We start from the raw sequence: 26,171 nt of genomic DNA on the forward strand, positions 1-26,171 counted from the left end.
TTCGTTGCGCCGTGCTTTAACGCAAGAAGGCCCAGAGGGGAACAGCCTAGAAGGCGCGGAAGGTCAGCGTCGTCAGCGAGCGCACGATCCCGGGGATAGAGGCGACATGATCGTTGATGAACTTGCCGATGTCTTCCTCGCTCTCGACATAGATCTTGAGCAGCAGGTCGTAATCGCCGCTGGTGGAATAAAGCTCCGAAATGAGTTCCGTAGCGTAAAGCGCGTCGGCAACCTCATAGGTCTTGCCCGGAGCGCATTGCAATTGCACGAAAATCGGCTTCATCGGTCCTCCCGCGCCATTGGCGGCATGCTGATCGGCCGCGCGATTCCGGCGGCATCCTGCGCTTCTTATGGCGGAATATGGCCGTTGAAGGCAAGGCCGACCGGAATCCGGACAGATCATTAAAATTCGATGAAAATACAACCGCCGCGTTTCATATCCGCGAAAGGCGCAACTGTTAAATTCCATCAACCAAGCAACCCGATGAAGCGCCATGACCCAGATCGTGACAGTCTCGCCGGCCACCGCCGCCTATGCATCGCAGGGGATGAAATCCAACACGCGCGCCAGCACGCTGTTCGAGGAGCGCATCCAGCACTGGAGCAACGCCGCCAGGAGCGGCGGCGACGGGCGCACGGTCGCATGGCTCAACGTCGTCATGCCGCCGGCCCTCGCCCTCGCCCTCATCACCGCGCCGAACGACGCCTCTCAGGTGACCGTCGCCGAGGCGCAGCGCCTCTACGACGAGAACGGATCCCCCGAAACCACCTGAGCCTCCACGACAGCAGCCGTCCTCCAGCTTCCTCGCCCCCTTTCCGGGGGCTTTCTTTTGCCGTTTCCGGCGAACGACAAAAATTTGTTCGGCAGCGACGCCGCCTCTTGCCAAAGCGCGGGCAAGGCCGTTATCTGGACACGACCTCGCTGGGAGAAGCCGGCCGCCTTGATGAAGGGCGGAACCGGTGCCGAAGGAGCAACCGCCCCGGAAACTCTCAGGCAAAAGGACCAGCAAGGTGCCGTCGGAACTCTGGAGAGAAGCGTTTTCACGCTCGCCGAAGGGATAACAATCTCAGGCGAAGGGACAGAGGGGGCTCAGGAGAACGGCGCAATTGCGCCTGATTGTGAGCCGGCGCCCGGAGGATCCCATGGCGCCCAAGGACTGGAGGGCGCCTTTTGGACGGATCGTCTGAACTCAAGAAAACCCCGCTTCACGCGCTGAACGTATCGCTCGGCGGTCGCATGGTGCCGTTCGCCGGCTATGAGATGCCGGTGCAATATACCGCCGGCGTGATGAAGGAGCACCTGCACACCCGCGCCGCCGCCGGCCTCTTCGACGTGTCGCACATGGGCCAGGTCACCGTGCGCGCCCGCTCCGGCGACAATGCCGACGCCGCCCGTGCGCTCGAAACGCTGGTGCCGGTCGACGTAGTCGGCCTCGGCGAAGGCCGCCAACGCTATGCGCTCTTCACCAATGACGAAGGTGGCATCCTCGACGACCTGATGATCGCCAACCGCGGCGACCATTTCTATGTCGTCGTCAACGCGGCCTGCAAGGACGCGGACTTCGCCTATATGCAGGCGAAGATCGGCGATGTCTGCGAACTGACGCTGCACGACGACCGCGCGCTGGTCGCGCTGCAGGGGCCGCGTGCCGAGACGGTTCTGGCGGAACTGTGGGCCGACATCTCCTCCATGCGCTTCATGGACGTGCGCGCCTGCGACCTCCACGATGCCGACTGCATCGTCTCGCGCTCCGGCTATACCGGCGAGGACGGCTTCGAGATCTCCATTCCGGCGGACCTTGCCGAAACCGTCTGTCGCCGCCTGCTCGACCATCCCGACGTGCTGCCCATCGGCCTCGGCGCACGCGATTCGCTGCGGCTGGAAGCCGGTCTCTGCCTCTACGGCAACGATATCGACACTAGCACGACGCCCGTCGAAGGCGGTCTCGAATGGGCGATCCAGAAGGTGCGCCGCAAGGGCGGCGAGCGCGAGGGTGGGTTCCCCGGCGCATCCGTCATCCTCGAGCAGCTTGAGAACGGTGCGGATCGCCGCCGCATCGGCCTTCGCGCGGAAGGCCGAGCGCCCGTGCGCGCCGGCGCGGTGCTCGCCACCGATGCCGAGGGCGAGGATATCGTCGGCACGGTCACGTCCGGCGGCTTCGGCCCGAATGTCGATGGCCCCGTGGCCATGGGCTACGTCACCAAGTCCGCCGTCGCCCCCGGCACGCAGCTCTATGCCGGCGTGCGTGGAAAATTCCTGCCCGTCACCGTATCGGCCATGCCCTTCATCAAGAACACCTTCAAGCGCTGACACCAGCCGTCGACCACCACTTCACCGAGAGGAACAAACATGCTGAAATTTACTGAAGAACACGAGTGGCTGAAGATCGAGGGCGGCGTTGCGACCGTCGGCATCACGACGCACGCGGCCGAACAGCTCGGCGACCTCGTCTTCGTCGAACTGCCGGAAGTCGGCGCGACCTTCGACAAGGGCGGTGACGCGGCCACCGTCGAATCCGTGAAGGCAGCCTCCGACGTCTATTGTCCGCTCGACGGCGAGATCGTCGAAGTCAACGAGGCCATCACGGCCGATCCTTCCCTCGTCAACAGCGATCCGCAGGGCGCCGGCTGGTTCTTCAAGCTGAAGCTCGCCAACCCGTCCGACGCGGACGGCCTGATGGACGAGGCCGCCTACAAGGAGCTTGTCGGCTGATGTCTCTTCCCAAGGACTTTGCCTTTACCGATTACCAGCCCTACGATTTCGCAAACCGTCGCCATATCGGCCCCTCGCCGAAGGAGATGGAGGCGATGCTGAAGGTAATCGGCTATCCGAGCCTCGACGCGCTGATCGACGACACGGTTCCCAAGTCGATCCGCCAGACGAAGCCGCTGGAATGGGGCGCGCCGATGACCGAGCGCGAGGCGCTCGACAAGCTGCGCGAGACCGCCAACCGCAACAAGAAGCTCGTCTCGCTGATCGGCCAGGGCTATTACGGCACGATCACGCCGCCGGTCATCCAGCGCAACATCCTGGAAAATCCTGCCTGGTACACGGCCTATACGCCCTACCAGCCGGAAATCAGCCAGGGCCGCCTGGAAGCGCTGCTCAACTACCAGACCATGGTCTGCGACCTGACCGGACTCGACGTCGCCAATGCGTCACTCCTTGACGAGGCAACCGCCGCCGCCGAGGCGATGGCCATGGCCCAGCGCGTGGCGAAGTCCAAGGCGACCGCCTTCTTCGTTGACGAGAACTGCCATCCGCAGACCATCGCGCTCCTCAAGACCCGCTCCGAACCGCTCGGCTGGACCATCGTCGTCGGCAATCCCTTCACCGATCTCGATCCGGTCGACGTCTTCGGCGCAATCTTCCAGTATCCCGGCACCTACGGCCATGTGCGTGATTTCACGGGTCTCATCGCCCGGCTGCACCAGACCGGCGCCATCGCCGTCGTCGCCGCCGATCCGCTGGCCCTCGCCCTCCTGAAATCGCCCGGCGACATGGATGCGGACATCGCCATCGGCTGCACCCAGCGCTTCGGCGTGCCGGTCGGCTACGGTGGCCCGCATGCGGCCTACATGGCCGTCAAGGACGCCTACAAGCGCTCCATGCCCGGCCGCCTCGTCGGCGTCTCCATCGATGCCCGCGGCAACCGCGCCTATCGCCTGTCGCTCCAGACGCGCGAACAGCATATCCGCCGCGAGAAGGCGACGTCGAACATCTGCACCGCGCAGGTGCTGCTCGCCGTCATGGCCTCGATGTATGCCGTATTCCACGGCCCGCAGGGGCTTAAAGCCATCGCGCAGAGCGTTCACCAGAAGACCGTGCGCCTCGCCAAGGGCCTCGAAAAGCTCGGCTACACCGTCGAGCCGGACGTGTTCTTCGACACGATTACCGTCCATGTCGGCAAGCTGCAGGGCATCATCCTGAAGACGGCCGTCGCGGAAGAGGTGAACCTGCGCAAGATCGGCGACGACCGCATCGGCATCAGCCTCGACGAGCGTTCGCGCCCCGTCACGCTGGAAGCCGTCTGGCGCGCCTTCGGCGGCGATTTCGAAATCGCCGAGTTCGAGCCGGATTACCGTCTGCCGGAAGACCTCCTGCGCACCAGCGAATACCTGACGCATCCGATCTTCCATATGAACCGCGCCGAAAGCGAGATGGTGCGCTACATTCGCCGCCTCTCCGACCGGGACCTTGCGCTCGACCGCGCGATGATCCCGCTCGGTTCGTGCACGATGAAGCTCAACGCCACGGCGGAGATGCTGCCGATCACCTGGCCGGAATTCTCGGAGATCCACCCCTTCGTGCCGGCCGACCAGGCGCAGGGCTACCGGTATCTCATCGAGGACCTGTCGCAGAAGCTCTGCGACATCACCGGCTACGACGCCGTCTCCATGCAGCCGAATTCCGGCGCGCAGGGTGAATATGCCGGCCTCCTGACGATCCGCGCCTATCACCTCGCCAACGGCGACACGCATCGCGACGTCTGCCTCATCCCGACCTCCGCGCATGGCACAAACCCGGCCTCCGCGCAGATGGCCGGCATGAAGGTCGTCGTCGTGAAAGTGTCGGAGAACGGCGATATCGACATGGACGATTTCCGTGCGAAAGCAGAGCAATACGCGGAAAACCTCTCCTGCTGCATGATCACCTATCCCTCCACGCACGGCGTCTTCGAGGAGAACGTGCGCGAGGTCTGCGAGATCGTGCACAGGCACGGCGGCCAGGTCTATATGGACGGCGCGAACATGAACGCCATGGTGGGCCTTGCCCGCCCCGGCGACATCGGTGGCGACGTTTCGCACCTCAACCTGCACAAGACCTTCTGCATCCCGCATGGCGGCGGCGGTCCCGGCATGGGTCCGATCGGCGTCAAGGCGCATCTTGCCCCGCACCTGCCCGGCCATCCGGATATTCCCGGCCTCGGCGGCACGGGCGCGGTGTCGGCGGCCCCCTTCGGCTCGGCCTCCATCCTGCCGATCTCGTGGAGCTACTGCCTGATGATGGGCGGCGAAGGCCTGACGCAGGCAACGAAGGTGGCGATCCTCAACGCCAACTACATCGCCGCCCGCCTCAAGGGTGCCTATGACGTGCTCTACAAGTCCGCCAAGGGCCGTGTGGCGCATGAATGCATCATCGACACACGCCCGCTGGCGGAAAGCGCCGGGGTCACGGTCGACGATGTCGCCAAGCGCCTCATCGACAGCGGCTTCCATGCTCCGACCATGAGCTGGCCGGTTGCCGGCACGCTGATGATCGAGCCGACGGAATCGGAGACCAAGGCCGAGATCGACCGCTTCTGCGAGGCGATGCTCGCGATCCGCGAGGAAGCGCGCGCCATTGAGGAAGGCCGCATGGACCCGGTCAACAACCCGTTGAAGAACGCGCCGCACACGGTCGAAGACCTCGTCGGCGAATGGGATCGCCCCTATTCGCGCGAAGAGGCCTGCTACCCGCCAGGCGCCTTCCGGGTCGACAAGTACTGGTCGCCGGTCAACCGCGTGGACAACGTCTACGGCGACCGTAACCTCGTCTGCTCCTGCCCGCCGCTCGAGGACTATGCGGAAGCAGCCGAGTAGGACGGCGCCATAAAGCTCATGCCCCGGCCGATCTATCGGCCGGGGCTTTTCCTTTTCGGGCAGGGAACGGATCAGGGCGAGACGGCGACGTCCACCCAGAAGCGGGTAAAGCCCTCGGCGAATTCACGATAGCCGCTGCGCGTGGAGGGTTTCACGGCATAGGCATTGGCGCCATTCTCATAGGCTCGGCTGACATCGACCATACTGGCCGACGACGACAGCATGATGACCGGCGTGACCGCCGTGCGCGCACGGCCACGCAGACGCTTCAGGAGATCCATGCCGCTGGTGCCGGGCATGTTGATGTCGAGCAGGATATAATCGAAGGCTTCGCGGTCCAGCCGGTCGCTGGCGATATCCGCATCCGCGACATGGACGATCTCGACGGGGCTGCCGGCATCGCTGAAGGCGCGCATTACGAAACGCACATCCACGGGGTCGTCATCGACCACGATCAGCTTTCTAGGCGAACCCGCCACGGTCGCTCCCCTTCGGCTTCATGGGTTGCGGAAACGTCACCACGAAGCGTGCGCCCGGAGCATAGCTCGTGTCAAGCGCTATAACGCCATTGTGACTCTCGACGATCCGCCGCGCCAGAGCCAGGCCGACGCCGGTACCCTGATAGACCGTCTCATCGCGGTGAAGCCGTTGGAAGACCTCGAAAATCCGGCCGACATGCTGCGGATCGATGCCGATCCCGTCGTCTTCCACGACGAGATCGATGCCCTGCAGCCCCTGCCGGGAATAGATGCGCACCGACGGCGCCTCGCCCGGCCGGCAATATTTCAGCGCATTGCCGATGAGGTTCTGCGCGAGCCGCTTCAAAAGCTCGGGATCGCCCAGCACCTCGGGCAGCGGCTGGATATCCACACGCCCGCCGCTTTCCTCGACATGCCCCTCCAGCAGCGCCAATGCATCGCGCACCACGCCGGAGAGCGCGACCGGCTTCGGCGTGGCGATGCGATAGGCGATCTGCGAGAATTCCAGCAGACTGTCGATGATGCGGCGCATGCGGGCCGCGCTCTTGCGCACGTGGTCGGCATAGTGCGGCAGCTCCTCGAACTCGCCGCGATGCAGATCCTCCGAGATCATCTCTGCGAACATGGAAAGGTGGCGAAGCGGGGCCTTCAGGTCGTGCGAGACCGTGGCGGTAAACTGGTCGAGCGCCTCGTTCTTGCGGCGCAGCTCGCTGGTCTGCGCCTCCACCTGCCGCTGCTGCCGCTTGGCCTCGGTGATATCGCGCCCGACGCTGACCACCTCGGCGACGCCCTCCTCATCGAAGATCGCCACCGCCGTCCACAGCACCCAGATTTCCTCGCCGTTCGGCCCCTCGGTGCAGATTTCCTGCGAGCGCACCGGCTCCTCGCGCGTGTAGCGCGTCACCTGGGCAAGCTGCGCCCGCTGCTCCGGGTTGTTGGCGAACTCGGCAAGGCTTCGCCCGATCACCTCCTCCGCGCGCATGCCGACACGGCTGGCGAACTTGTCGTTGGCGAAGCGGATGACAAGATTCCTGTCGAAGCGCAGGATCATGTCCGGCAGAATCTGCAACAGGGAGAAATATTCGCGGCGTCGTGCCTCCAGCGCCGCCTCCGCACGCTTCAACTCGGACACGTCGACGCGCATCGCGACGATATCGCCGGTTTCGGCGATATGACTCTCCCCCCGGATCCAGCGATCCGGGCCGAACTCGAAGACGGCGCCGCCGCTGCCCGTGTTCCGATGACTCTGGAGGCGCGACTGCACCATCGCCTCGGCCTCGGGCGTACCCTCCACGAGGCCGGGAAACATGCCGACGCGGATATTGGCACGCGTGATGCTTTCCAGCGTGGCGCCGACACGCACGGCATCGCGCGCGGGGCCGCAACGTTCCTTGTAGGAGCGGTTGAACATCACGAGACGCTCCTCCGCGTCGAAGATCGCAAAGCCCTCCGTCATGGTGTCGAGCGCCGCAGCGATGCGCTGGCCGAGCAAAATCTGCTCACCATGGCTGCCGCCGCTCAGGAGACTGCGCAGCAGGAGCGCATAGCGCGCGCCGTCCCGTGCGTCCGGCAGGGCGATGACATGGGAACTGGCCTCGAAAATCGATCCGTTCTCATGGCGGAAGGCGAAGGCATGCGCATTCTCCCGCCCTTCCGCCGCATGGCGGGAAAGCAGAGCGGCGGGATCGTCGCCGTCTATCACCGAAAGAGCAAGCGGCGCGCGGTCCTCGCGGTTCCAGCCGAAGGTACGGGCCGCAGCCACATTATGGGAAACGACACGGGCTTGGGCGTCCACGATGAGAACGGGAAAGGGCAGGTTCTCGTAAAGCACCTCGGCAAAGCCGGTCATCGCTCGCGCCCTTCCCCCTCACGATCGCAGCGTCACAGGGTCTCGCGCCGCGCGGCGCAGACTAAAGCGTTTCCGCTTTTCCTCGAATCGCGAGAATGCTCTATCTCTTTGTTTTTCCGTATGTCCGGACGCAAAACCGCTGCGCACTTTTGCTGAAAATACTCTAGACAAAAGCTCCGGTGAAGGAAACCCCGCGCGATCAGGCGCGCACCGTCGGCTGGCCGGCGGCCGCGAGCGCCGCAAGGTCCGCCGGCTTCAGCTCGACCGATTCGCCGCAGCCGCAGGCGGATGTCTGGTTCGGATTCTGGAAGGTGAAGCCCGATCGCAGCGTCGTCACCTCGAAATCCATCTGCGTGCCGAGCAGATAGAGCACCGCCTCCGGCGCGACCCAGACGCGGGCGCCGTTCAGTTCGATCAGGTCGTCCTTGGCGTTGGGTTCAGTCACGAGATCGACGGAATATTCCATTCCGGCGCAACCGCCCTTCTTGATGCCGACCCGGATGCCCCTGGCATCGCCGCCGGCATTGTCGACGATCGCCTTGACGCGGTTCGCCGCCGCATCGGTCAGTGTCATGACGGCAAAGGCCATGGTCCGTATCTCCTTCAACCTGACGGGTTCAAGGCCCGATGGTTTCCGAATCTGAATCTAGTGTTCCCGAATTAAGGGATCAATACCAGCCGACTGCGACCTGCGCCTCTTCCGACATGCGGTCCGGCGTCCACGGCGGATCGAAGGTCATCTTAACCTCGACGCCGGAAACGCCTTCCACTGCACCCACGGCATTTTCCACCCAGCCCGGCATCTCGCCGGCGACGGGGCAACCGGGCGCGGTCAGCGTCATGTCGATCTTGACCATGCGGTCGTCCTCGATGTCGATCTTGTAGATCAGGCCGAGTTCGAAGATATCAGCCGGGATTTCCGGGTCGTAGACCGTCTTCAGGGCGGAAATGACGTCGTCGCTGAGGCGAGCCAGCTCGTCGGCGGGAATCGCCGAATGAACGATACCGTCGCGGACGTCGATCTTGTCTTCCATTGCATCGAGGGACATGGGCCTGCTCCTAGGCAAAAAACTTGCGGGCATGGTCGAGCGCATCGGCCAATGCATCGACCTCTGCACGCGTATTGTAGAGGCCGAACGATGCCCGGCATGTGGAGGTGACGCCGAAGCGTTTCAAGAGCGGCTGGGCGCAATGGGTGCCGGCGCGCACCGCGACCCCTGCCCGGTCGATCACCATCGACACGTCATGGGCATGGATGCCTTCCAGCTCGAAGGAGAAGATGGAGCCCTTGCCCGGCGCAGTGCCGAAGATGCGCAGCGAATTGATCGCCGAAAGCCGCTCATGGGCATAGTCTCGCAGATCCGCCTCATGGGCGGAGATCGCCGCGCGGCCGATCTTTTCCATGTAATCAAGTGCATAGCCGAGGCCGATCGCCTGCACGATGGGCGGCGTGCCAGCCTCGAAGCGGTGCGGCGGGTCGTTGTAGGTGACGATATCCTCGCTCACGTCGACGATCATCTCGCCACCGCCCTGGAACGGGCGCATCTCGCGGAGGCGATCCATCTTGCCGTAGAGCACGCCGATGCCCGAGGGGCCGTAGAGCTTGTGGCCGGTCATCACGTACCAGTCGCAATCGATGTCGCGCACGTCGACCGGCATGTGCACGGCCCCCTGCGAGCCATCCACCAGAACCGGAATGCCACGCTCGCGCGCAATGCGGCAGACTTCCTTGACCGGAACGATGGTGCCGAGCGCATTCGACATATGCGTGATGGCGATGAGCTTGGTGCGCTCCGTCAGGCACTTCTCGAACTCTTCGATCTGGAACGCGCCCGTTTCATCGACCGGCGCCCAGACGAGCTTCGCACCCTGCCGCTCGCGGATGAAATGCCACGGCACGATGTTGGAGTGATGCTCCATGATCGAAAGGACGATCTCATCGCCCTCGCCGATCTTGGGCATGCCATAGCCATAGGCGACTGTGTTGATCGCCTCGGTCGAGGATTTCGTGAAGACGATCTCGTCGACCGAAGAGGCATTCAGGAAACGGCGCACTTTTTCGCGCGCCGCCTCATAGGCGTCCGTGGCGGCATTCGACAGGAAGTGGAGGCCGCGGTGCACGTTTGCATATTCGTTGGAATAGGCATGTGCGACCGCGTCGATCACCACCTGCGGCTTCTGCGCCGAAGCGCCGTTGTCGAGATAAACCAGCGGCTTGCCATAGAGCGTTTTCGACAGGATGGGGAAATCCTTGCGGATCGCCTCGACGTCGTAGGCCAGTGCGGGTGCGTGTTCCATCTCGATCGTCCTAAACTAGGCGTGCTTTTCCAGCCAGGCGGCGATGATGCCTTCCAGCGCTTCGACCAGCGGCTCGTCTTCCAGCTCTTCGACGATCTCGGCGACGAAGGCGTTGACCAGCATGGCGCGCGCCTTGTTTTCCGGAATGCCGCGCGCCATCAGGTAATAGAGCTGCGTGTGGTCGATATCGATCACGGTCGCGCCGTGGCCGCACTGCACGTCGTCGGCGAAGATTTCCAGCTCCGGCTTGGCGGAGAAGTCGGCTTCGTCGGAGAGCAGCAGCGTGTTGCACGACATCTTGGCGTCGGTCTTCTGGGCATCCGGCGCAACGCGGATCTGGCCCTGGAAGACACCGCGGGCGCGATCGAAGATCACGTTGCGGATGACTTCGCTCGACGTCGTGTTCGGCACGTCATGACCGACCGTGAAGGTCACGTCGGTGTGCGTCTCACCGCCGAGCAGGTTGATGCCGCGCAGCGTCAGGTCCGAGCCCTCGCCCGAAACGACCACATGGATTTCCTGCCGGACAAGCTTGCCGCCGGCATTGACCACGTAAAGGCGAAGCTTCGCGTCGGTGCCGAGCGTGATGCGGATCTGGCCGAGATGGGTATCCGCAGCGCCCTGTGTCTGCAGGATGATCCAGGTGATCTCCGCACCGTCGGCAAGCGTGATGTCGCTGACCGTCGTCACGAAGGCAGCATTCTCGCCGCCGGCCACATGGCGCTCGATGACAGTCGCCTTCGTATTGGCGCCGAAGGCCGCCGGGAAGCGCGTATGCGTCTGGCCGGCATTCTGGATCGTCTGGATCTCGAGCGGGGCTTCCAGCTCGGTACCGTCAGCCAGATCGAGCACGAAACCGTCGCGCACGAAGGCGCCGTTGATGCGGCCGATGGCATCGTCGCCGTCACGGGCGGCAAGCCCTGCGGCGGCGGTGCCGTCCACCAGCGCGTCCTTGAAAGTCCGCACCGTCACGCCTTCGGCCGTCGCGCGGGCGTCGGCAAGGCCGTTGGCGACCGAAACCACGGACGAACCCTCGACCAGCGGGCCGACCTTGGCGACCGAAGCTGCGGGATCGAAAGCCGGAACGGCGCGCAGGAGCGCCTTGAGGTCCGTATAGTGCCAGGCTTCCACGCGGCGCGTCGGAAGGCCGGCGGCCTTGAAGTCGCTGATCAGCGTGTCGCGGGCGGCCAGAACCGCGCCGTCGCCCGGCAGTTCGCCGATGGCGTTGTCATAGGCTTCGCAAAGCGCGGTCTCGGCGACCGAAAGCTTCATGCCTGTCTGCATGTTCATGGGATCACTCCTTCACCGTGCCGTCAGGCGGCAGCACCGATGATGTCGGCATAGCCGTTGGCTTCCAGCTCGTGCGCCAGCGTCTTGTCGCCGGACTTGATGACCTGGCCCTTGTAGAGAACGTGGACCGTATCCGGCACGATGTAGTCGAGCAGGCGCTGGTAGTGCGTGATGACGATGACGGCGCGATCCGGCGAGCGGAGCGCGTTGACGCCGTCGGCGACGATCTTGAGGGCGTCGATGTCGAGGCCGGAATCGGTCTCGTCGAGAACGCATAGCTTCGGCTCCAGCAGCGACATCTGCAGGATCTCGGCGCGCTTCTTCTCACCGCCGGAGAAACCGACGTTCAGCGGACGGCGCAGCATTTCCGGCGCGATCTTCAGTTCGGCGGCAGCTTCCTTGACGCGGCGCATGAAGTCCGGCGTCGTCAACTCGCCCTCGCCGCGCGCCTTGCGCTGCTCGTTCATCGCGACCTTGAGGAACTGCATGGTGGCAACGCCCGGGATTTCGACCGGGTACTGGAAGGCAAGGAAGATACCCTTGGAGGCGCGCTCTGCCGGATCGAGTTCCAGGATGCTCTCGCCGTTATAGAGGATGTCGCCCTCGGTGACTTCATAGTCCTCGCGGCCGGAAAGGATGTAGGAAAGCGTCGACTTGCCGGAGCCATTCGGACCCATGATGGCGGCGACTTCGCCGGCCTTCACGGTGAGGTTCAGGCCGCGGATGATCTCGGTGCCGTCTTCGGCGATGCGGGCGTGCAGGTTCTTGATTTCAAGCATGGACATATCCTTTTCGGACGAATTCGTTTGGCGGCGCGCGTCTTGCGCGCGCCCGGATGATCAATGGGCGAAGGTCAGCCGACCGAGCCTTCCAGCGAGATGCCGATCAGCTTCTGCGCCTCGACGGCGAATTCCATCGGCAGTTCCTGAATGACTTCCTTGACGAAGCCGTTGACGATCAGCGCGATCGCCGCTTCGGTCGGGATGCCGCGCTGCAGGCAGTAGAACAGCTGGTCTTCGGAAATCTTCGAGGTGGTTGCCTCGTGCTCGAACTGGGCCGTGGCGTTCTTCGCCTCGATATAGGGCACGGTATGCGCACCGCACTTGTCGCCGATCAGCAGCGAGTCGCACTGGGTGAAGTTGCGCGCGTTCTCCGCCTTGCGGTGGGCCGAGACCTGACCGCGATAGGTGTTGTTGGAGAAGCCCGCGGAAATGCCCTTGGAAACGATGCGGCTCGACGTGTTCTTGCCGAGATGGATCATCTTCGTGCCCGAGTCGATCTGCTGATGGCCGTTGGAAACGGCGATCGAGTAGAACTCGCCGCGCGAGCCATCGCCGCGCAGGATGCAGGACGGGTACTTCCAGGTGATGGCGGAGCCGGTTTCCACCTGCGTCCACGAAATCTTCGAGTTCTTGCCGCGGCAATCGCCGCGCTTCGTCACGAAGTTGTAGATGCCGCCCTTGCCTTCCTTGTCGCCCGGATACCAGTTCTGGACGGTGGAATACTTGATCTCGGCATCGTCGAGCGCGACGAGTTCGACCACGGCGGCGTGAAGCTGGTTTTCGTCACGCTGCGGCGCGGTGCAGCCTTCGAGGTAGGAGACGTAAGCGCCCTCTTCCGCGATGATCAGCGTGCGCTCAAACTGGCCGGTGTTCTTCTCGTTGATACGGAAGTAGGTCGACAGTTCCATCGGGCAGCGAACGCCCTTCGGTACGAAGACGAAGGAACCGTCGGTGAAGACGGCGGTATTCAGCGTGGCGTAGAAATTGTCGGTCGCCGGAACGACGGAGCCGAGATACTTCTTCACGAGTTCGGGATGTTCGCGGATGGCTTCCGAGATCGACATGAAGATCACGCCGGCCTTCTTCAGCTCTTCCTTGAAAGTCGTGACAACAGACACGGAATCGAAGACGGCATCGACGGCGATCTTGGACTTTTCGACGCCAGCGAGGATTTCCTGCTCGCGCAGCGGAATGCCCAGCTTCTCATACGTCTTCAGCAGCTCGGGATCGACCTCGTCGAGCGACTTCGGGCCGCTCTGGTTCTTCGGAGCGGCATAGTAGTAGAGGTCGTTGAAATCGATCTTGGGATAATCGACGCGCGCCCAGGTGGGCTCTTCCATGGTCAGCCAGCGGCGATAGGCGTCGAGGCGCCATTCGAGCATCCAATCCGGCTCGTCCTTCTTGGCGGAGATGAAGCGGATAATATCCTCGGAAAGACCCTTCGGGGCCTTGTCCATCTCGATCTTCGTCTCGAAGCCGTATTTGTACTGGTCGACGTCAATCTGACGGACCTGATCGATCGTTTCCTGCACCGCAGGCATATCGTTCTCCAATCTCGCCGGAGACAAGGTCCGGCAGCTTGTTAACGGGTGGCGGTCAGCCGCCGGTTATGTAAGCGCCAAAGGCGGCTTTTCCCACCCTTTGGCAAGCGAAAACTCGCGTTTCCGCAAGAATCCTTCAGGCCGCGTTCCCGGTCACGCGTCGCCGGGAGACGACGCGTGAGAAAGCGGCCAGAAATCGGTCCACATCGGCCTGCGTGGACCCCGCCCCGAGCGAGACACGCAACCCGCCGAGCATGGCGTCGAATCCCATTGCAGTCAGCACATGGCTCTGTCCGACCTTGCCGGAAGAGCAGGCGGAGCCGGCCGAAAGCGCGATACCTTCGAGATCGAAGGCGATCTGTCCCGTCTCGGACTTGAGACCCGGCAGGCTGAAGAAGGACGTATTGGCGATACGCTCGCCATCCGCGCCATGAACGATGACGTCATTGGCGACGAGCCGCATGCCCGCTTCCAGCCCGTCGCGCAGACCGGCGATCCGGGTATTGCGTTCAGCCATATCGGCAACCGCCGCACGCGCCGCAGCGGCAAAGCCGGCAAGCGCGGCCGGGTTCTCCGTGCCGGAACGATGCCCCTTCTCCTGCCCGCCCCCGCGGATGAGCGGCGCCGGCATCAGCACTTCGCCGCGCGTCACAAGCGCGCCCGCACCCTTAGGGCCACCCAGCTTGTGCGAGGAGATGATCAAGAAGTCGGCATCCAGCGCCTCGATATCGACAGGCATGCGGCCAACGGCCTGCACCGCATCCACCACGAGAAGCCCGCCATGACGGCGTACGACTTCCGCGGCGGCCTTCACGGGCTGCACGATGCCCGTCTCGTTATTGGCCAGCATGACGGCGACCATCGGCAGGCCCCTGGCCTTGTCATGGCCCTGCAGCAGGACTTCCAGCGCCTCGATATCGACAATACCGGCGCGCGTGACCGGAACAGTCGTCACGTTCTCGCGGACGAAACGGCCGCCTTCGCGAACTGCCGGATGCTCGATCTCGGAAACATAGAGGTGGCCGATGGCAAGCGGCGTGCGCCCCATGCGATAGTCGGGCGTCAGGACGAGGTTCGCCGCCTCGGTCGCGCCACTGGTGAAGATGACATGGGCAGGGGCCGTATTGACGAGCGCGGCGACATCACGCCGCGCAGCCTCCACCAGCATGCGCAAGGCCCGGCCCTCGCCGTGCACGGAAGACGGATTGCCGACCATGTCGAGCGCCGCGACGAAGGCCTCGCGCGCCGCTGCCAGCAAGGGCGCGGTGGCGTTCCAGTCGAGATATGTGCGCTCCGTCTTCGTCATTCGTTATCCGTGCGCGGGGGTCCAAGTTTCGGACGGCGTGCATTTTTCTTGAAATGTCCGCCGGGCTTGCCTTATGACACCAGCTTCATAGCGCCCGATGCGCCTAAACAGTTTCGAATAGTTCTAAACTAGGTTCTAGAAAAGCTGAGTGCTTTCGTCAAGACTTCAATTGACAAGAATCCGTTCCTGAACGCGAACTTGCCGGAGTAAGAATGCCCGAAATCATCTTCAACGGACCCGCCGGTCGCCTTGAGGGCCGTTACCAGCCGTCCAAGCAGAAGAACGCCCCGATCGCCATCGTGCTGCACCCGCATCCGCAGTTCGGCGGCACGATGAACAACCAGATCGTCTACCAGCTCTTCTACATGTTCCAGAAGCGCGGTTTTACGACGCTCCGTTTCAATTTCCGCGGCATCGGCCGCAGCCAGGGTGAGTTCGACCACGGCGCGGGGGAACTCTCCGACGCCGCCTCGGCGCTCGACTGGGTGCAGAGCCTGCATCCCGATTCCAAGAGCTGCTGGGTCGCCGGCTACTCCTTCGGCGCCTGGATCGGCATGCAACTCCTGATGCGCCGCCCGGAGATCGAGGGCTTCATGTCCATCGCCCCGCAGCCGAACATCTACGACTTCTCGTTCCTCGCCCCCTGCCCGTCCTCCGGCCTCATCATCAACGGCGACGCCGACAAGGTTGCGCCGGAGAAGGACGTCAACGGCCTCGTCGAGAAGCTGAAGACGCAAAAGGGCATCCTGATCACGCACAAGACCGTGTCGGGCGCCAACCATTTCTTCAACGGCCAGACCGAGACGCTGATGGCGGAATGCGAGGATTATCTCGACCGACGCCTTGCCGGCGAACTGACGCCCGAGCCGGCCGCCAAGCGCATCCGCTGAACGGCCTGAAACCGAAGACATCAAGCCCGATGGCCCCGCCGTCGGGCTTTTTCTTTCCCGTCAGTTCGCCCGCTTGACGACCTCGAGCACCACGGCCGGCGGCTCGGCCTCGCGCACGAAATCGCGGCCGGCACTCTTGGCGGCATAGAGCGCATCGTCGGCGCGGCGCATGGCGAAGCGCAAGGGCTCCTTCTCACCGATCTCGGCGACGCCGAAGCTGGACGTCACGCGCACGGCCGGCGGAAGCCCCGCAATGGGCGACACCGCGCGCGTCGCCCGCAGCGCGTGGGCGAACAGCAAGGCGGCCTCCTTACCCGTATGCGGCAGGAACAGCAGGAACTCCTCCCCACCGATACGCGCGGCCAGCGCGCCCTTCGGCGCCGCCGCGCGAAGCATCTCGCCGAAGGCGCGGATAGCCGCGTCCCCGCCCTGATGACCGTGGGTGTCGTTGACCGCCTTGAAGTGATCGAGGTCGCAGAGGACGATGCTGTGCGGCCTCTGCCCGGCCATCAGCGCATCGACGCGATTGTCGAAGCCACGGCGATTGAGCAGGCCGGAAAGCGGGTCGATCTCGGCATTGACCTTCTCGTCCGCGACGATCTCCAGCACCAGCACGCAGAGCAGCATGAGGCCGACGGCGACGATGAGCACCGCCCCCATGCTTTGCGACAAAAGGGCGAACTGGCTGGCAAGGTAATCCCTCGCCGTCTCACCCGAACCGGCGAGAACGGCCGCGAAGGCCTTGGCGACGAAATGGACGCTTGTAACCGCCAGCAACACGACGAGCGCCCGGTCGACGAAGGATTTCGCCCGCGCCCTGAAGGCCGCGAAGGCGCTCAAGCCGAGCGTCACAGCAAAGGGCGTCTGATAGAGAAGCGCGTGCTGCAAGGTGCCGCGCGGCAGATCGTAGATAACATAATCCAGCGCGACGAAGGCGGCGAAAAGGGCGGCCAGCCCCCACCGGTTCGTCTTCAGGCCATAGAGGCGGCCGATCCCGACGCGCAGCATGAACATGCCGCCGAGCATGGAGGCGAAGGCGAGGATCGCCCAGGGCTTCGGCGGGGGAACATAGGCGACGAGCAGCTCGAAGACGGTCGACAGGGAGGCGACGGCGAAACAGCCGGCAAACCAGCGGGCAGCGGCACGATTGCGGCTCCGAGCGGAAACCGCCAGGAAAAACAGGCAAAAACACTGCGCGATGAGAAAATTCACCGTCAGCAGGAAACCCGCGCCACTCATCGGCCACCCTACGCAAGACACAAGGGCCGCCCCGGGAGCGAACGGCCCGGAACGGTCTTCGCGGATACTAGGAAACGGCGGCGAAAAAAGCGTTAACCCGCAAGGACGTCCTTCGCCAGAACACCGCCGCTGACAGGCGCGCGGACGCCGGTCGTCGCCGGGAACGTCAGTGGCAGCGCGCGAAGGGAGCGCACGGCGAGATAGGCCCAGGCCTCCGCCTCCATGCTGTCGCCGTCAAGACCGACGGCCTCGGCGGCCACCACCTCCGCGCCCTCCACTCCGGCAAGCGCCGCAAGATCGCCCATGATCACGCGGTTGAGTCGACCGCCGCCGCACACGACATAGAGCCTCGGCCGCTCCGGCAGGTGGCGGGCGGAGCGAAGGATGGCGGCGGCGGTGACATGCGCCAGCGTGCGCGCGCCATCTTCAAGGCTCGCATCGGCTCCTTCAGGCGGGCGAAAATCGTTGCGATCGAGAGAGCGGCGCACCGGATCCGTGAAAAAGGCATGGCCCAGATAGCGTTCCGCAAGTTCCGCATCAACCCGGCCTTCCGAGGCGATCATGCCGCCCTGGTCATAGGGGATGCCGGCATGAGCCTCGACCCATTGGTCGATCAGCGTATTGCCCGGCCCACTGTCAAAGGCGACAATATCACCCCCGCTGCCGATGAAGGTGATGTTGGAAATGCCGCCGATATTGACGAAGACGACGGCCTTGCCGGAAGAGCGGGTAAGGCCGGCGGCGAGCGCGGCATGATAGGCGGGGATGAGCGGCGCGCCCTGCCCGCCATGCGCCATGTCGTTCGCCCGCATGTCGTAGACGGTGTCGATACCCGTCTCACGGGCGAGAAGCGCCCCATCGCCGAGCTGCACGGTCAGCGCCTCGTTGGGCCGGTGCAGCACCGTCTGGCCGTGGAAGCCGATGACATCGACATCGGAAGGCGCAAGATTGTTTTCCGCAAGGAACGCCCGCACCGCTTCCGCATGGCGAAGGGTCAATTCTCGCTCGATCCCGGCAAGATCACCCGGCCGCTCGCGACGCTCGCCCATCGTCTTGGCCGTTTCCAGCGCGGCCTGCAGCCGGCGGCGGAAGGCGGCGTCGTAGGAGCGTCCCGTGGACGGACCACGCTCGACGACCGCCTCGCCATCCGTGCGCAACAATGCCACGTCGATGCCGTCGAGGCTCGTGCCGCTCATCAAACCGATCGCCGTCCGCATAACCGTCATTCCATCTGCTCCAGACTCACTTTTGAAGTGATCATGTCGGCTAAAGATGATAAACGCCGCCCCGAAACAATCCCACCAGAGAAGACAGGCCATGTCCGAATTCAAATCCGATTTCCTTCGCACGCTGAAAGAGCGCGGCTTCATCCACCAGATTTCCGATGAAACCGGCCTCGACGACCTCCTCGCCAAGGAAACCGTGACCGCCTATATCGGCTATGATCCGACGGCATCGAGCCTGCATGTCGGCCACCTGACGCAGATCATGCTACTGCACTGGTTCCAGGCGACCGGGCACCGGCCCATCTCCCTGATGGGCGGCGGCACCGGCATGGTCGGCGATCCCTCGTTCAAGGACGAAGCGCGCAAGCTGATGACGGTCGAGACGATCGAGGAGAACATCGTCTCCCTGAAGCACGTCTTCGCCAACTATCTGGATTATGACCACGCCCGCAATCCGGCGTTGATGATCAACAACGCCGAGTGGCTGCGTCCCCTCAACTATCTGGAATTCCTGCGCGATGTCGGCCGCCACTTCTCGGTAAACCGCATGCTGTCGTTCGACAGCGTGAAGACGCGCCTCGACCGGGAGCATTCCCTGTCCTTCCTCGAATTCAACTACATGATCCTCCAGGCATACGACTTCGTCGAGCTTTCGAACCGTTACGGCTGCCGCCTGCAGATGGGCGGCTCCGACCAGTGGGGCAATATCATCAACGGCATCGACCTCGGTCACCGCATGGGCACGCCGCAGCTCTTTGCTCTCACCTCTCCGCTCCTGACGACCTCTTCCGGCGCGAAGATGGGCAAATCGGCATCCGGCGCGGTCTGGCTCAACAAGGACCTGCTGCCCGTCTACGATTTCTGGCAGTATTGGCGGAATACCGAGGACGCGGACGTCGTGCGCTTCGCGAAGCTTTTCACGACCTTGCCGATGGACGAGATTGCTCGCCTCGAAAAGCTCGGTGGTTCGGAAATCAACGAGGCCAAGAAGATCCTCGCTACGGAAGTAACCGCGATACTGCACGGCCGCGATGCGGCCGAACAGGCCGCGGAGACCGCGCGCAAAACCTTCGAGGAAGGCGCGATTGCCGATAACCTGCCCTCCATCGACGTCGCGACCGGTGAACTGGAAGCCGGCATCGGCCTCCTGACGCTCGTGGTGAAGGCCGGCCTTGCCGCCTCCAACGGCGAGGCGCGCCGCCACGTCCAGGGCGGCGCGGTGCGCATCAACGACGTCGCGGTCTCCGACGAGCGCCGCGCCATCGGCACGGCCGACGTGTCCGCCGACGGCGTGATCAAGCTGTCGCTCGGCAAGAAGAAGCACATCCTCGTTCGCCCGGCCTGAGCCTTGCAACGATCGTGAAGGATAGAGGCCGCCTCCGGGCGGCCTTTTTCATTGGAACTCGAAGATGTTACGGAAGACGCCGGGGGCGATGATCGACAGCGGGTTGATGGTGAGGTTCGGCTTGTCGAACGGACCGGAGAGCTTGAAGGTGATACCGATCAGGCCGCGGTCGTTACCGTTGCCGAGGATGAGGCCGATCAGCGGAAGCTCGGCGAAGAGCCGGTTGAGACCGTAGGCCGGCATGAAGGTGCCGGTCATCTCCGTCTGGCCGCTTGCATCGCGCACCGTGCCCTGGAAGGTGGCGCCGACCATGTCGCCGCGCACCACGCCGTTGGCGAGACTGAGCGCGCCGCCGCCCGCGCGCACCTGCGCAAAGCCTCGCGAGAACTTCACGGCGCTGACATCGATCTCGCGGCGAACGGCGTCATTGAGGCTGCGCCCACCGTCTCCCGCAGGCGTCGAGACCAGCGAGCGAAGCCGCTCTTCGCCGACGAGGGAGAAATTGCGGATATCGACCGAGCCGAGCCAGCCGTCGTCCGCCTCGCGCAGCCGGACATTGAGAAGGCCCCCCTGCATGTGGCGGTAGACATCCGCGAACCGCGCGACCGCGCCCGCATCGCCGCTGGTCAACTGGATGACGCCGCCGCCATCCCGGGCGAGCTGCCCCACCACCGGTGCGCCGCCGGACGTCATGGCCGAAAGGTCGAGCGCCGAGATACGTCCGCCAGCCGTGGCGTAGCGGAAAGCGACATTGGAAAGGCTCTCGCCGTTGAAGCCGACCGCACGCGACAGATTGGCCTCGACTGTCATCCCCTGCTTGCCGGCACTTGCGCCGTCGCCGCCGCCCGTCTGGTTCTTGAGGCGCGCCAGCACCTGGCGGATATCGGCGGCCTCGCCGTCGGCCACCACGGAATAGCCCGCCTTGCCACGCGCGATCTTCAACCGGAACCGATCGTTGGCCGAAAGCCGCACCGTGGAGAAATTCGCCGAATCGAGCGCCGCGCCACGGAAGGCGAGATCGCCCGAAACGCTGAAACCGTCGCCGGAAAAGCGGAAGTCGGACACGCGCGTCGTGCCGTCGCCGGTCTCCGCCGTCAATGTCACCTTGCCGCCGATACCCGCGCCCTTTGTCCAGCCGATCCAGGGAATGGAGACGGCCGCGCCGGTGACATCGGCCTCAACGGTCCTCGGCCCGTCGCCCTCCTGTTCCAGCCGCACGGCGACCTCGCCCTCCAGCACGTCGTCCAGCCCCGGAAGCAGCTTGCGGCGATCCCGGTTGTCGAGCGTTCCGGACAGGATCGTCCTGCGCGGGATATCGGATGTCTTGTCGACAGGCTGGACCAGTTCGAGATTCAGCGTCACGCCGTCTATGTTCGCCTTGGCGTCGAGATCGGCCATCTTCGGATCGATGGCGAGCAGGCCGCGCAGCCCGGTCACGGTGCGTCCGGCAATGGGCTTGCGCACGTCCACATCGTCCAGCGTCAGGGCCGCGGTCCATTGCGGCGGCGGCGGATTGTGCGCGGCGACGATGCCGAAATGCGCCTTCACCTTCGCCTGCACCTGCCCGCTGAAATCCTCCGGCGCGAAGCCCGTCGCGGGAAGCGCACGGATGGGACGGTAGGTGACCAGTTCGGCGATGGCGTCGGCATTGCCCGCGACATCGATGTCCATGTCCGCCATCAGCGGCTTTTCGTAATTGCTGGGCAGCACGAAGGTGCCGCCGGTCAGCGCCACGGTGCGCCCCGAGGGGAAATAGGCCGTGCCGCCGGTAATGCCGATCTCGGTGACCGGGCCGCGCAGGCGGAACGTCCCGGACGTATCGCGCAGCGGCGGAATTTCCCCGGCGACGTTCATGCGCGCGCCCTCGATATCGAAGTCGATCTTCAACTCGTCCGCCGTCAGTCGCATCGGCACGCCCGGCACGCGCTCACGCCCCTCGGCAAGGTAGAATTCGATGCGGCCATTGGTGACGGTACCGCCATAGATATTGCGGATGACCCAGCTCCGCGCCGTCTTGGCCAGCCAGAAGGGCCAGAACTGCTTGACCGCCGCCGATTGCAGCTTGCTGGCGATCATTACGAAGCTGACCTCCGGCTCGCGTTCGCCAAAACGCATGGCGAGCGAGCCGGCGACATTGCCCTTCTCGCTCGAAACGGCCATTTCCTCGAAATGCAGGCTCTTCGTCGCCGGCAGGTAGTAGCCATTGACCTTGGCATCGAAGCGGATGGGGTCCTCTGTGGAATCGACCGGCCGGCTGATGGCGTTGCTGAAGAGCAGCTCGATGGCGAAGCCCTTGTCCGGCTTGTCGGAAACCCGGTCGAGATCGACGAGGCCGCCGGTGAAGGGAAAATGCGACTGGCCGACGCTGGCATTCGTCGAGGCCAGCTCGATGGACCCTTTGTCGAAATTGTAGCTCGCCTTCACCGAGGAGGGGCGAAGCTCCGCGGCGATGCCGTCGCCATAGACCGCACCCGCGGCGAAACTGAAATCGGCGGACAGTTCCGGCGCCGCGCCCTCGATCTCCCGCCGCGCGCCGACAGAGATATCGACGGTCGTATCAAGCCCGGCATGGACCGCGCCTTCCGGCGTATGGCTCAGCAGGAAGTCGCCGAGGGCGACGTTGCGGATCGTGCCTTCCATGGCGCGAACGGCATCGCCGCCGGTCCTTGCCACCAGGTCGATCTCGCCCTCCCGTCCGTCAAGCGAGAACGTCCCCTCGATCCCCATGGTGCCCTCCCTGTCGCGGGAGAACTGGAGACTGGTGATGGACAGCAGGACGGGCCGTCCACCCGCCCCCTCGAAGGTCGCGCCGAGATCGGAAATGCTGACAGTCTGCATGCCGTTGGCGTCGATCAGGCGATTGATGCCGTCCAACCGCTCGAAGGTGGTCTCGAGATAGTCCGGCATGTCCGAGATACGCAGCGCCGAAAGGTCGAGCGGCCTGCTCTTGGGCAGGAGCGTCGCATTGAACATGACGCCCTCCACATCGAGCCGCGAGACGGCGATATGGCCGGTAACGAGCGCCACGGGATCGAGCACGATGCCGACGGCCTCGGTCGTCGCCAGCTCCTTGCCCGATTCGACCTCGACGATCCGCACGTCCTCCGCCTTGAGGGCGAAGCCGTCGAGGCCGGCAAGGCGCAGCACCGTATGGTCGACCGATGCGCGGTAGCGCGGCCCCAGCCCCTGGTTGAGCGCGGCAACGGCGCGGGCATTGAGCGTGCTGTCGAAAAGCCCGGTCTCGACAAGACCGATGATGAGGGCGCCGATGAACAGGACGAGCGCGACGGCGGCAGCGGCGATCCGGAACAGAATGCCGGTGCGGCTCGCCTGAGTCGCATGCAGGACGATGGGTTCGTGAGCCTGCGCGGAAGGCAGCGCATGCAGCGGAACGATGTCCTTTCTGCGGAACACGACCTTGTCGCCGCGGATTTCCTCCATCTCGCGTCTGCTTCCTCTACCCTTTGCGCCGCGTTATCCCACGAAATCGCCGCCAGTCATCCGCTCGTCGCTGGACGATTCTGCCTGTCACTATATATGCGGGAAGCCGGGTCCTTGACTCAAAAAGCCGGCCAAAGAAAGGAAATCCCATGGCAGAACTGGTCTCGGGCGTCGAAGCTCCGGATTTCACCCTTCCGCGCGACGGTGGCGGCACGCTTTCGCTGTCCGGCTTCCGCGGGCGTCCCGTGGTGCTTTTCTTCTATCCCAAGGACGACACGGAAGGCTGCACGACGGAAGCCAAGGATTTTACCGCCGCGAAGGCGCAGTTCGACGCCTTGGGCGTTGCGCTCATCGGCCTTTCGCCCGATCCCGTGAAAAAGCATGACAAGTTCGTCAAGAAACACGACCTCGGCGTGCCGCTCGCCTCGGACGAAGGCCTCCAGACGTTGGAAGCCTATGGCGTGTGGAAGGAAAAGAGCATGTATGGCCGCACCTATATGGGGGTGGAGCGCACGACCGTGCTCATCGACGCCAACGGCAGGATTGCCGAAATCTGGCCGAAGGTTAAGGTCAAGGGTCATGTCGAAGCCGTTCTCGAAGCTGCCAGAAAACTTTAAAGATACCCGATAAGGTGTTGCGATAATGGAATTACCGCATATCGAGAGCCTGCGTGGCGGCGCAACGGCGGCCATCATCGCGGCCGACCTCGACCTGAAGACGGCGCTGGCCCAGGAAACGGCGCGGCGCTGGTTCGCCCGCACGCTCTCGATGCGCTCGCCGCGCGATCCCGCGCTGCCGTCCCGCCCGGGCCGCCCGGAAAAGCCGGAACTCATTCCGCCCAAGCACATGAAAAAGCGCTCGCTGCACACGTTGAAGGGCCGTATCGCGCTTCTCCATGCCCTCGCCCATATCGAGCTGAATGCCGTGGACCTCGCGCTCGACATCGTCGCCCGCTTCACCACCGAGCGCGTGCCGCATTCCTTCTTCGACGGCTGGATGCAGGTCGCCTTCGAGGAAGCCAAGCACTTCCGTCTCGTGCGTGATCGCCTGCGCGACCTCGGCGCGGACTATGGCGACGTTCCAGCTCATGACGGGCTGTGGCAGGCCGCGCACGACACGCGCAACGACCTGACCGCGCGCCTTGCCGTGGTGCCGCTGATCCTGGAGGCGCGCGGCCTCGACGTGACGCCCGCCCTGCAGGCCAAGATGCGCGAGACCGGCGACAATGCCAGCGCCGACGTGCTCGATATCATCTACAACGACGAGAAGGGTCATGTGGCGGTGGGCGCCAAGTGGTTCCGCTTCCTCTGCGCCCGCGAGAAGAAGGACCCGGCCGCCACGTTCAAGGACCTTGTCCGCAGCAATTTCCGTAGCCCGCTGAAGCCGCCCTTCAACGATGTCGCCCGGGCCGAGGCAGGCCTGACGCCTTCCTTCTACCGTTCGCTCGTTTCCGTCAGCCAGAGCTGATATTTCGCGCCGGAACCACGCGGCTCAAGGCTTTGTTAACCCTAACAATGTGTAATTCCCCCATACGAGACCAGCAGAATCGGTCGGGGAGTCATCGGTGGCGGAGCGTTCTGAAAACCGCGTCTTTGGAAAACGTGCGAAGCAGCATGTCGTGATCCTGGCGAGCGGCGACAAAATCCGCCACATGACCGTCCGCCCCTGGATGGTTGCCGTCGGCTTCTGCTTTGCCGGCATGTTCACGGTCGGCTATCTCGCCGCCACCTCCTATCTCGTCCTGCGCGACGACCTGATCGGCGCCACCATGGCGCGACAGGCCCGCATGCAGCACGACTACGAGGACCGCATCTCGGCGTTGCGCGCCCAGGTCGACCGCGTCACCAGCCGCCAGCTCCTCGACCAGCAGGTCGTCGAGGGCAAGGTGGAGAAGCTGATGCAGCAGCAACTGGCCCTCTCCGAACGCCACGGCAAGCTCGATGCGCTGCTCAACCGCGCAGAAAGCAGCGGCGTGGAAGCGACCGGCGCCATTCCCCTGCCCGACGAAAAGCCGCTGATCGGCGAACGCCGCGCCGACGCCGCCGGCGCGATCAATGCCATCATGGGCATCGCGCCGCAAAAGACGACGCAGCTTGCCTATGCCGCGACGGGCGAATCGGTCGCCGACCGCGCCGACCGTCTGTTCTCCAAGGTCACGCTATCCCTCAAGGATCTCGAGCACGAGCAACTGAACCGCATCCAGTCCCTGACGTCGGGCGCATCGGAAACGGCGGACGCCATCCAGACCATCCTGCGCCGCACCGGTTTCGACGTCGCCGAGGGCAGCCCACCCGAAACCGATTCGGATACGGCCATCGGCGGCCCCTTCGTCGAGCCGATGGACGCAAGCGACCCCTTCGAGGCGTCGATAAACGACCTCGACGTCGCGCTGGAACGCCTCGATGCGGCCCGCCGCACCGCACGCAAGCTGCCGTTCGGCAACCCCTCGCCGCAAAGCAGCATCACCAGCCGCTTCGGCAACCGGACCGACCCGTTCCTCGGACGTCTGGCGCTCCATGCCGGCATCGATTTCCGCGTTTCGACGGGCACGCAGGTTCGCTCGACGGGCGCCGGCACGGTCGTCGTGGCCGGCCGCAACGGCGGTTACGGCAACATGGTCGAGATCGACCATGGCGACGGACTGACGACGCGCTACGCCCACCTTTCCCGGGTTCTCGTCAAGGTCGGCGACCATGTGGAGGCTGCCGATCCGGTCGGCCTTTCCGGTACGACGGGCCGTTCGACCGGGCCGCACCTGCATTACGAGGTGCGCCGCGAGGGCAAGGCCGTCGACCCCATGCGGTTCCTCACCGCCGGCATGAAACTGACGACCTACATGGATTGACACAACGCAAGGCGAAGCGTTCCGGTATGACAAAATTATCCCTCAGGCCGTTCAAAT

Annotated in this window: 22 protein-coding genes and 1 riboswitch; of the genes, 9 read left to right on the forward strand and 13 right to left on the reverse strand. The window is 64.2% G+C overall.

Going from position 1 to position 26,171, the window contains the following annotated elements; translation table 11 throughout:
* Nucleotides 1-46 precede the first annotated feature (46 nt).
* Complete coding sequence (locus MOE34_RS09540) at nt 47-283, reverse strand: Lrp/AsnC ligand binding domain-containing protein (RefSeq protein WP_160784339.1); 237 nt, start codon at nt 281-283, stop codon at nt 47-49.
* 211 nt (nt 284-494) lie between these two features.
* Here MOE34_RS09540 and MOE34_RS09545 point away from each other — a divergent pair, with 211 nt between their 5' ends.
* From MOE34_RS09545 to gcvP, 4 genes are all read left to right on the forward strand, one after another.
* Complete coding sequence (locus MOE34_RS09545) at nt 495-773, forward strand: hypothetical protein (protein ID WP_242223181.1); 279 nt, start codon at nt 495-497, stop codon at nt 771-773.
* Between the two features lie 140 nt (nt 774-913).
* Nucleotides 914-1,016, forward strand: a riboswitch (glycine riboswitch).
* 155 nt (nt 1,017-1,171) lie between these two features.
* A complete protein-coding gene (gene gcvT, locus MOE34_RS09550; protein WP_242223183.1) occupies nt 1,172-2,311 on the forward strand; it encodes a glycine cleavage system aminomethyltransferase GcvT in 1,140 nt (379 codons plus the stop codon).
* 39 nt (nt 2,312-2,350) lie between these two features.
* Nucleotides 2,351-2,713, forward strand: coding sequence for a glycine cleavage system protein GcvH (gcvH, locus tag MOE34_RS09555; protein WP_242223185.1), 363 nt, complete (start codon nt 2,351-2,353; stop codon nt 2,711-2,713).
* Nucleotides 2,713-5,583 (forward strand): aminomethyl-transferring glycine dehydrogenase, encoded by a 2,871-nt coding sequence (gene gcvP, locus MOE34_RS09560; protein ID WP_242223186.1) that lies wholly within the window; start codon nt 2,713-2,715, stop codon nt 5,581-5,583. The genes gcvH and gcvP overlap by 1 nt, the downstream gene beginning before the upstream one ends.
* A 71-nt stretch (nt 5,584-5,654) precedes the next feature.
* Here gcvP and MOE34_RS09565 read toward each other — a convergent pair whose 3' ends face one another.
* From MOE34_RS09565 to MOE34_RS09605, 9 genes are all read right to left on the reverse strand, one after another.
* Nucleotides 5,655-6,062, reverse strand: a complete 408-nt coding sequence (locus tag MOE34_RS09565) for a response regulator (RefSeq protein ID WP_242223188.1) — start codon at nt 6,060-6,062, stop codon at nt 5,655-5,657.
* The gene (locus MOE34_RS09570; RefSeq protein ID WP_242223190.1) at nt 6,046-7,911 is read right to left on the reverse strand and encodes a PAS domain S-box protein; all 1,866 of its coding nucleotides are present in this window, start codon (nt 7,909-7,911) and stop codon (nt 6,046-6,048) included. Before MOE34_RS09570 ends, MOE34_RS09565 begins: the two co-directional genes overlap by 17 nt.
* A gap of 199 nt (nt 7,912-8,110) precedes the next feature.
* Nucleotides 8,111-8,500 carry a Fe-S cluster assembly scaffold SufA gene (gene sufA, locus MOE34_RS09575; RefSeq protein ID WP_242223192.1) on the reverse strand — a complete coding sequence of 130 codons (390 nt, stop codon included), beginning with the start codon at nt 8,498-8,500 and terminating at the stop codon, nt 8,111-8,113.
* 79 nt (nt 8,501-8,579) lie between these two features.
* Nucleotides 8,580-8,960: an SUF system Fe-S cluster assembly protein gene (locus MOE34_RS09580; RefSeq protein ID WP_242223194.1), complete on the reverse strand. Its 381-nt coding sequence runs from the start codon at nt 8,958-8,960 to the stop codon at nt 8,580-8,582.
* Between the two features lie 10 nt (nt 8,961-8,970).
* Nucleotides 8,971-10,209 carry a cysteine desulfurase gene (locus MOE34_RS09585; protein ID WP_242223196.1) on the reverse strand — a complete coding sequence of 413 codons (1,239 nt, stop codon included), beginning with the start codon at nt 10,207-10,209 and terminating at the stop codon, nt 8,971-8,973.
* Nucleotides 10,210-10,224: 15 nt separating this feature from the next.
* Nucleotides 10,225-11,499 (reverse strand): Fe-S cluster assembly protein SufD, encoded by a 1,275-nt coding sequence (gene sufD, locus MOE34_RS09590; RefSeq protein ID WP_242223198.1) that lies wholly within the window; start codon nt 11,497-11,499, stop codon nt 10,225-10,227.
* 23 nt (nt 11,500-11,522) lie between these two features.
* Entirely contained in the window at nt 11,523-12,278 is a 756-nt protein-coding gene (gene sufC, locus MOE34_RS09595) for a Fe-S cluster assembly ATPase SufC (RefSeq protein WP_241599137.1), read from the reverse strand.
* Between the two features lie 74 nt (nt 12,279-12,352).
* On the reverse strand, nt 12,353-13,822 hold the full coding sequence (gene sufB, locus MOE34_RS09600) for a Fe-S cluster assembly protein SufB (RefSeq protein ID WP_242223200.1): 1,470 nt from the start codon (nt 13,820-13,822) through the stop codon (nt 12,353-12,355).
* Nucleotides 13,823-13,958: 136 nt separating this feature from the next.
* Nucleotides 13,959-15,128: a cysteine desulfurase family protein gene (locus MOE34_RS09605; protein ID WP_242223202.1), complete on the reverse strand. Its 1,170-nt coding sequence runs from the start codon at nt 15,126-15,128 to the stop codon at nt 13,959-13,961.
* Between the two features lie 212 nt (nt 15,129-15,340).
* Between MOE34_RS09605 and MOE34_RS09610 the strand changes: the two genes are divergently transcribed.
* On the forward strand, nt 15,341-16,018 hold the full coding sequence (locus MOE34_RS09610; protein WP_226918901.1) for an alpha/beta hydrolase: 678 nt from the start codon (nt 15,341-15,343) through the stop codon (nt 16,016-16,018).
* 60 nt (nt 16,019-16,078) lie between these two features.
* On the opposite strand, the gene MOE34_RS09615 is transcribed toward MOE34_RS09610, so the two are convergent.
* The gene (locus tag MOE34_RS09615) at nt 16,079-17,257 is read right to left on the reverse strand and encodes a GGDEF domain-containing protein (protein WP_242223203.1); all 1,179 of its coding nucleotides are present in this window, start codon (nt 17,255-17,257) and stop codon (nt 16,079-16,081) included.
* Nucleotides 17,258-17,349: 92 nt separating this feature from the next.
* On the reverse strand, nt 17,350-18,483 hold the full coding sequence (locus MOE34_RS09620) for an anhydro-N-acetylmuramic acid kinase (RefSeq protein ID WP_242223205.1): 1,134 nt from the start codon (nt 18,481-18,483) through the stop codon (nt 17,350-17,352).
* 91 nt (nt 18,484-18,574) lie between these two features.
* Here MOE34_RS09620 and tyrS point away from each other — a divergent pair, with 91 nt between their 5' ends.
* Entirely contained in the window at nt 18,575-19,828 is a 1,254-nt protein-coding gene (tyrS, locus tag MOE34_RS09625; RefSeq protein WP_242223207.1) for a tyrosine--tRNA ligase, read from the forward strand.
* 48 nt (nt 19,829-19,876) lie between these two features.
* Here the strand turns inward: tyrS and MOE34_RS09630 are convergent, their stop codons facing one another.
* A complete protein-coding gene (locus tag MOE34_RS09630) occupies nt 19,877-23,269 on the reverse strand; it encodes a DUF3971 domain-containing protein (protein ID WP_242223210.1) in 3,393 nt (1,130 codons plus the stop codon).
* Nucleotides 23,270-23,418: 149 nt separating this feature from the next.
* Here MOE34_RS09630 and MOE34_RS09635 point away from each other — a divergent pair, with 149 nt between their 5' ends.
* From MOE34_RS09635 to MOE34_RS09645, 3 genes are all read left to right on the forward strand, one after another.
* Nucleotides 23,419-23,886, forward strand: coding sequence for a peroxiredoxin (locus MOE34_RS09635; protein WP_242223212.1), 468 nt, complete (start codon nt 23,419-23,421; stop codon nt 23,884-23,886).
* A gap of 25 nt (nt 23,887-23,911) precedes the next feature.
* Nucleotides 23,912-24,736 (forward strand): ferritin-like domain-containing protein, encoded by an 825-nt coding sequence (locus MOE34_RS09640; protein ID WP_242223214.1) that lies wholly within the window; start codon nt 23,912-23,914, stop codon nt 24,734-24,736.
* 97 nt (nt 24,737-24,833) lie between these two features.
* On the forward strand, nt 24,834-26,114 hold the full coding sequence (locus MOE34_RS09645) for a M23 family metallopeptidase (protein ID WP_242223215.1): 1,281 nt from the start codon (nt 24,834-24,836) through the stop codon (nt 26,112-26,114).
* Nucleotides 26,115-26,171: the final 57 nt, after the last annotated feature.

The organism is Shinella zoogloeoides (genome assembly GCF_022682305.1).
Classification (GTDB): domain Bacteria; phylum Pseudomonadota; class Alphaproteobacteria; order Rhizobiales; family Rhizobiaceae; genus Shinella; species Shinella zoogloeoides_B.

Coding starts and splice junctions, on each gene's coding strand:
- MOE34_RS09540 (WP_160784339.1), bottom strand. CDS start 283: ATGAAGCCGATTTTCGTGCAATTGCAATGCGCTCCGGGCAAGACCTAT.
- MOE34_RS09545 (WP_242223181.1), top strand. CDS start 495: ATGACCCAGATCGTGACAGTCTCGCCGGCCACCGCCGCCTATGCATCG.
- gcvH (WP_242223185.1), top strand. CDS start 2,351: ATGCTGAAATTTACTGAAGAACACGAGTGGCTGAAGATCGAGGGCGGC.
- gcvP (WP_242223186.1), top strand. CDS start 2,713: ATGTCTCTTCCCAAGGACTTTGCCTTTACCGATTACCAGCCCTACGAT.
- MOE34_RS09570 (WP_242223190.1), bottom strand. CDS start 7,911: ATGACCGGCTTTGCCGAGGTGCTTTACGAGAACCTGCCCTTTCCCGTT.
- sufA (WP_242223192.1), bottom strand. CDS start 8,500: ATGGCCTTTGCCGTCATGACACTGACCGATGCGGCGGCGAACCGCGTC.
- MOE34_RS09580 (WP_242223194.1), bottom strand. CDS start 8,960: ATGTCCCTCGATGCAATGGAAGACAAGATCGACGTCCGCGACGGTATC.
- MOE34_RS09585 (WP_242223196.1), bottom strand. CDS start 10,209: ATGGAACACGCACCCGCACTGGCCTACGACGTCGAGGCGATCCGCAAG.
- sufD (WP_242223198.1), bottom strand. CDS start 11,499: ATGAACATGCAGACAGGCATGAAGCTTTCGGTCGCCGAGACCGCGCTT.
- sufC (WP_241599137.1), bottom strand. CDS start 12,278: ATGCTTGAAATCAAGAACCTGCACGCCCGCATCGCCGAAGACGGCACC.
- sufB (WP_242223200.1), bottom strand. CDS start 13,822: ATGCCTGCGGTGCAGGAAACGATCGATCAGGTCCGTCAGATTGACGTC.
- MOE34_RS09605 (WP_242223202.1), bottom strand. CDS start 15,128: ATGACGAAGACGGAGCGCACATATCTCGACTGGAACGCCACCGCGCCC.
- MOE34_RS09610 (WP_226918901.1), top strand. CDS start 15,341: ATGCCCGAAATCATCTTCAACGGACCCGCCGGTCGCCTTGAGGGCCGT.
- MOE34_RS09615 (WP_242223203.1), bottom strand. CDS start 17,257: ATGAGTGGCGCGGGTTTCCTGCTGACGGTGAATTTTCTCATCGCGCAG.
- MOE34_RS09620 (WP_242223205.1), bottom strand. CDS start 18,483: ATGACGGTTATGCGGACGGCGATCGGTTTGATGAGCGGCACGAGCCTC.
- tyrS (WP_242223207.1), top strand. CDS start 18,575: ATGTCCGAATTCAAATCCGATTTCCTTCGCACGCTGAAAGAGCGCGGC.
- MOE34_RS09630 (WP_242223210.1), bottom strand. CDS start 23,269: ATGGAGGAAATCCGCGGCGACAAGGTCGTGTTCCGCAGAAAGGACATC.
- MOE34_RS09635 (WP_242223212.1), top strand. CDS start 23,419: ATGGCAGAACTGGTCTCGGGCGTCGAAGCTCCGGATTTCACCCTTCCG.
- MOE34_RS09640 (WP_242223214.1), top strand. CDS start 23,912: ATGGAATTACCGCATATCGAGAGCCTGCGTGGCGGCGCAACGGCGGCC.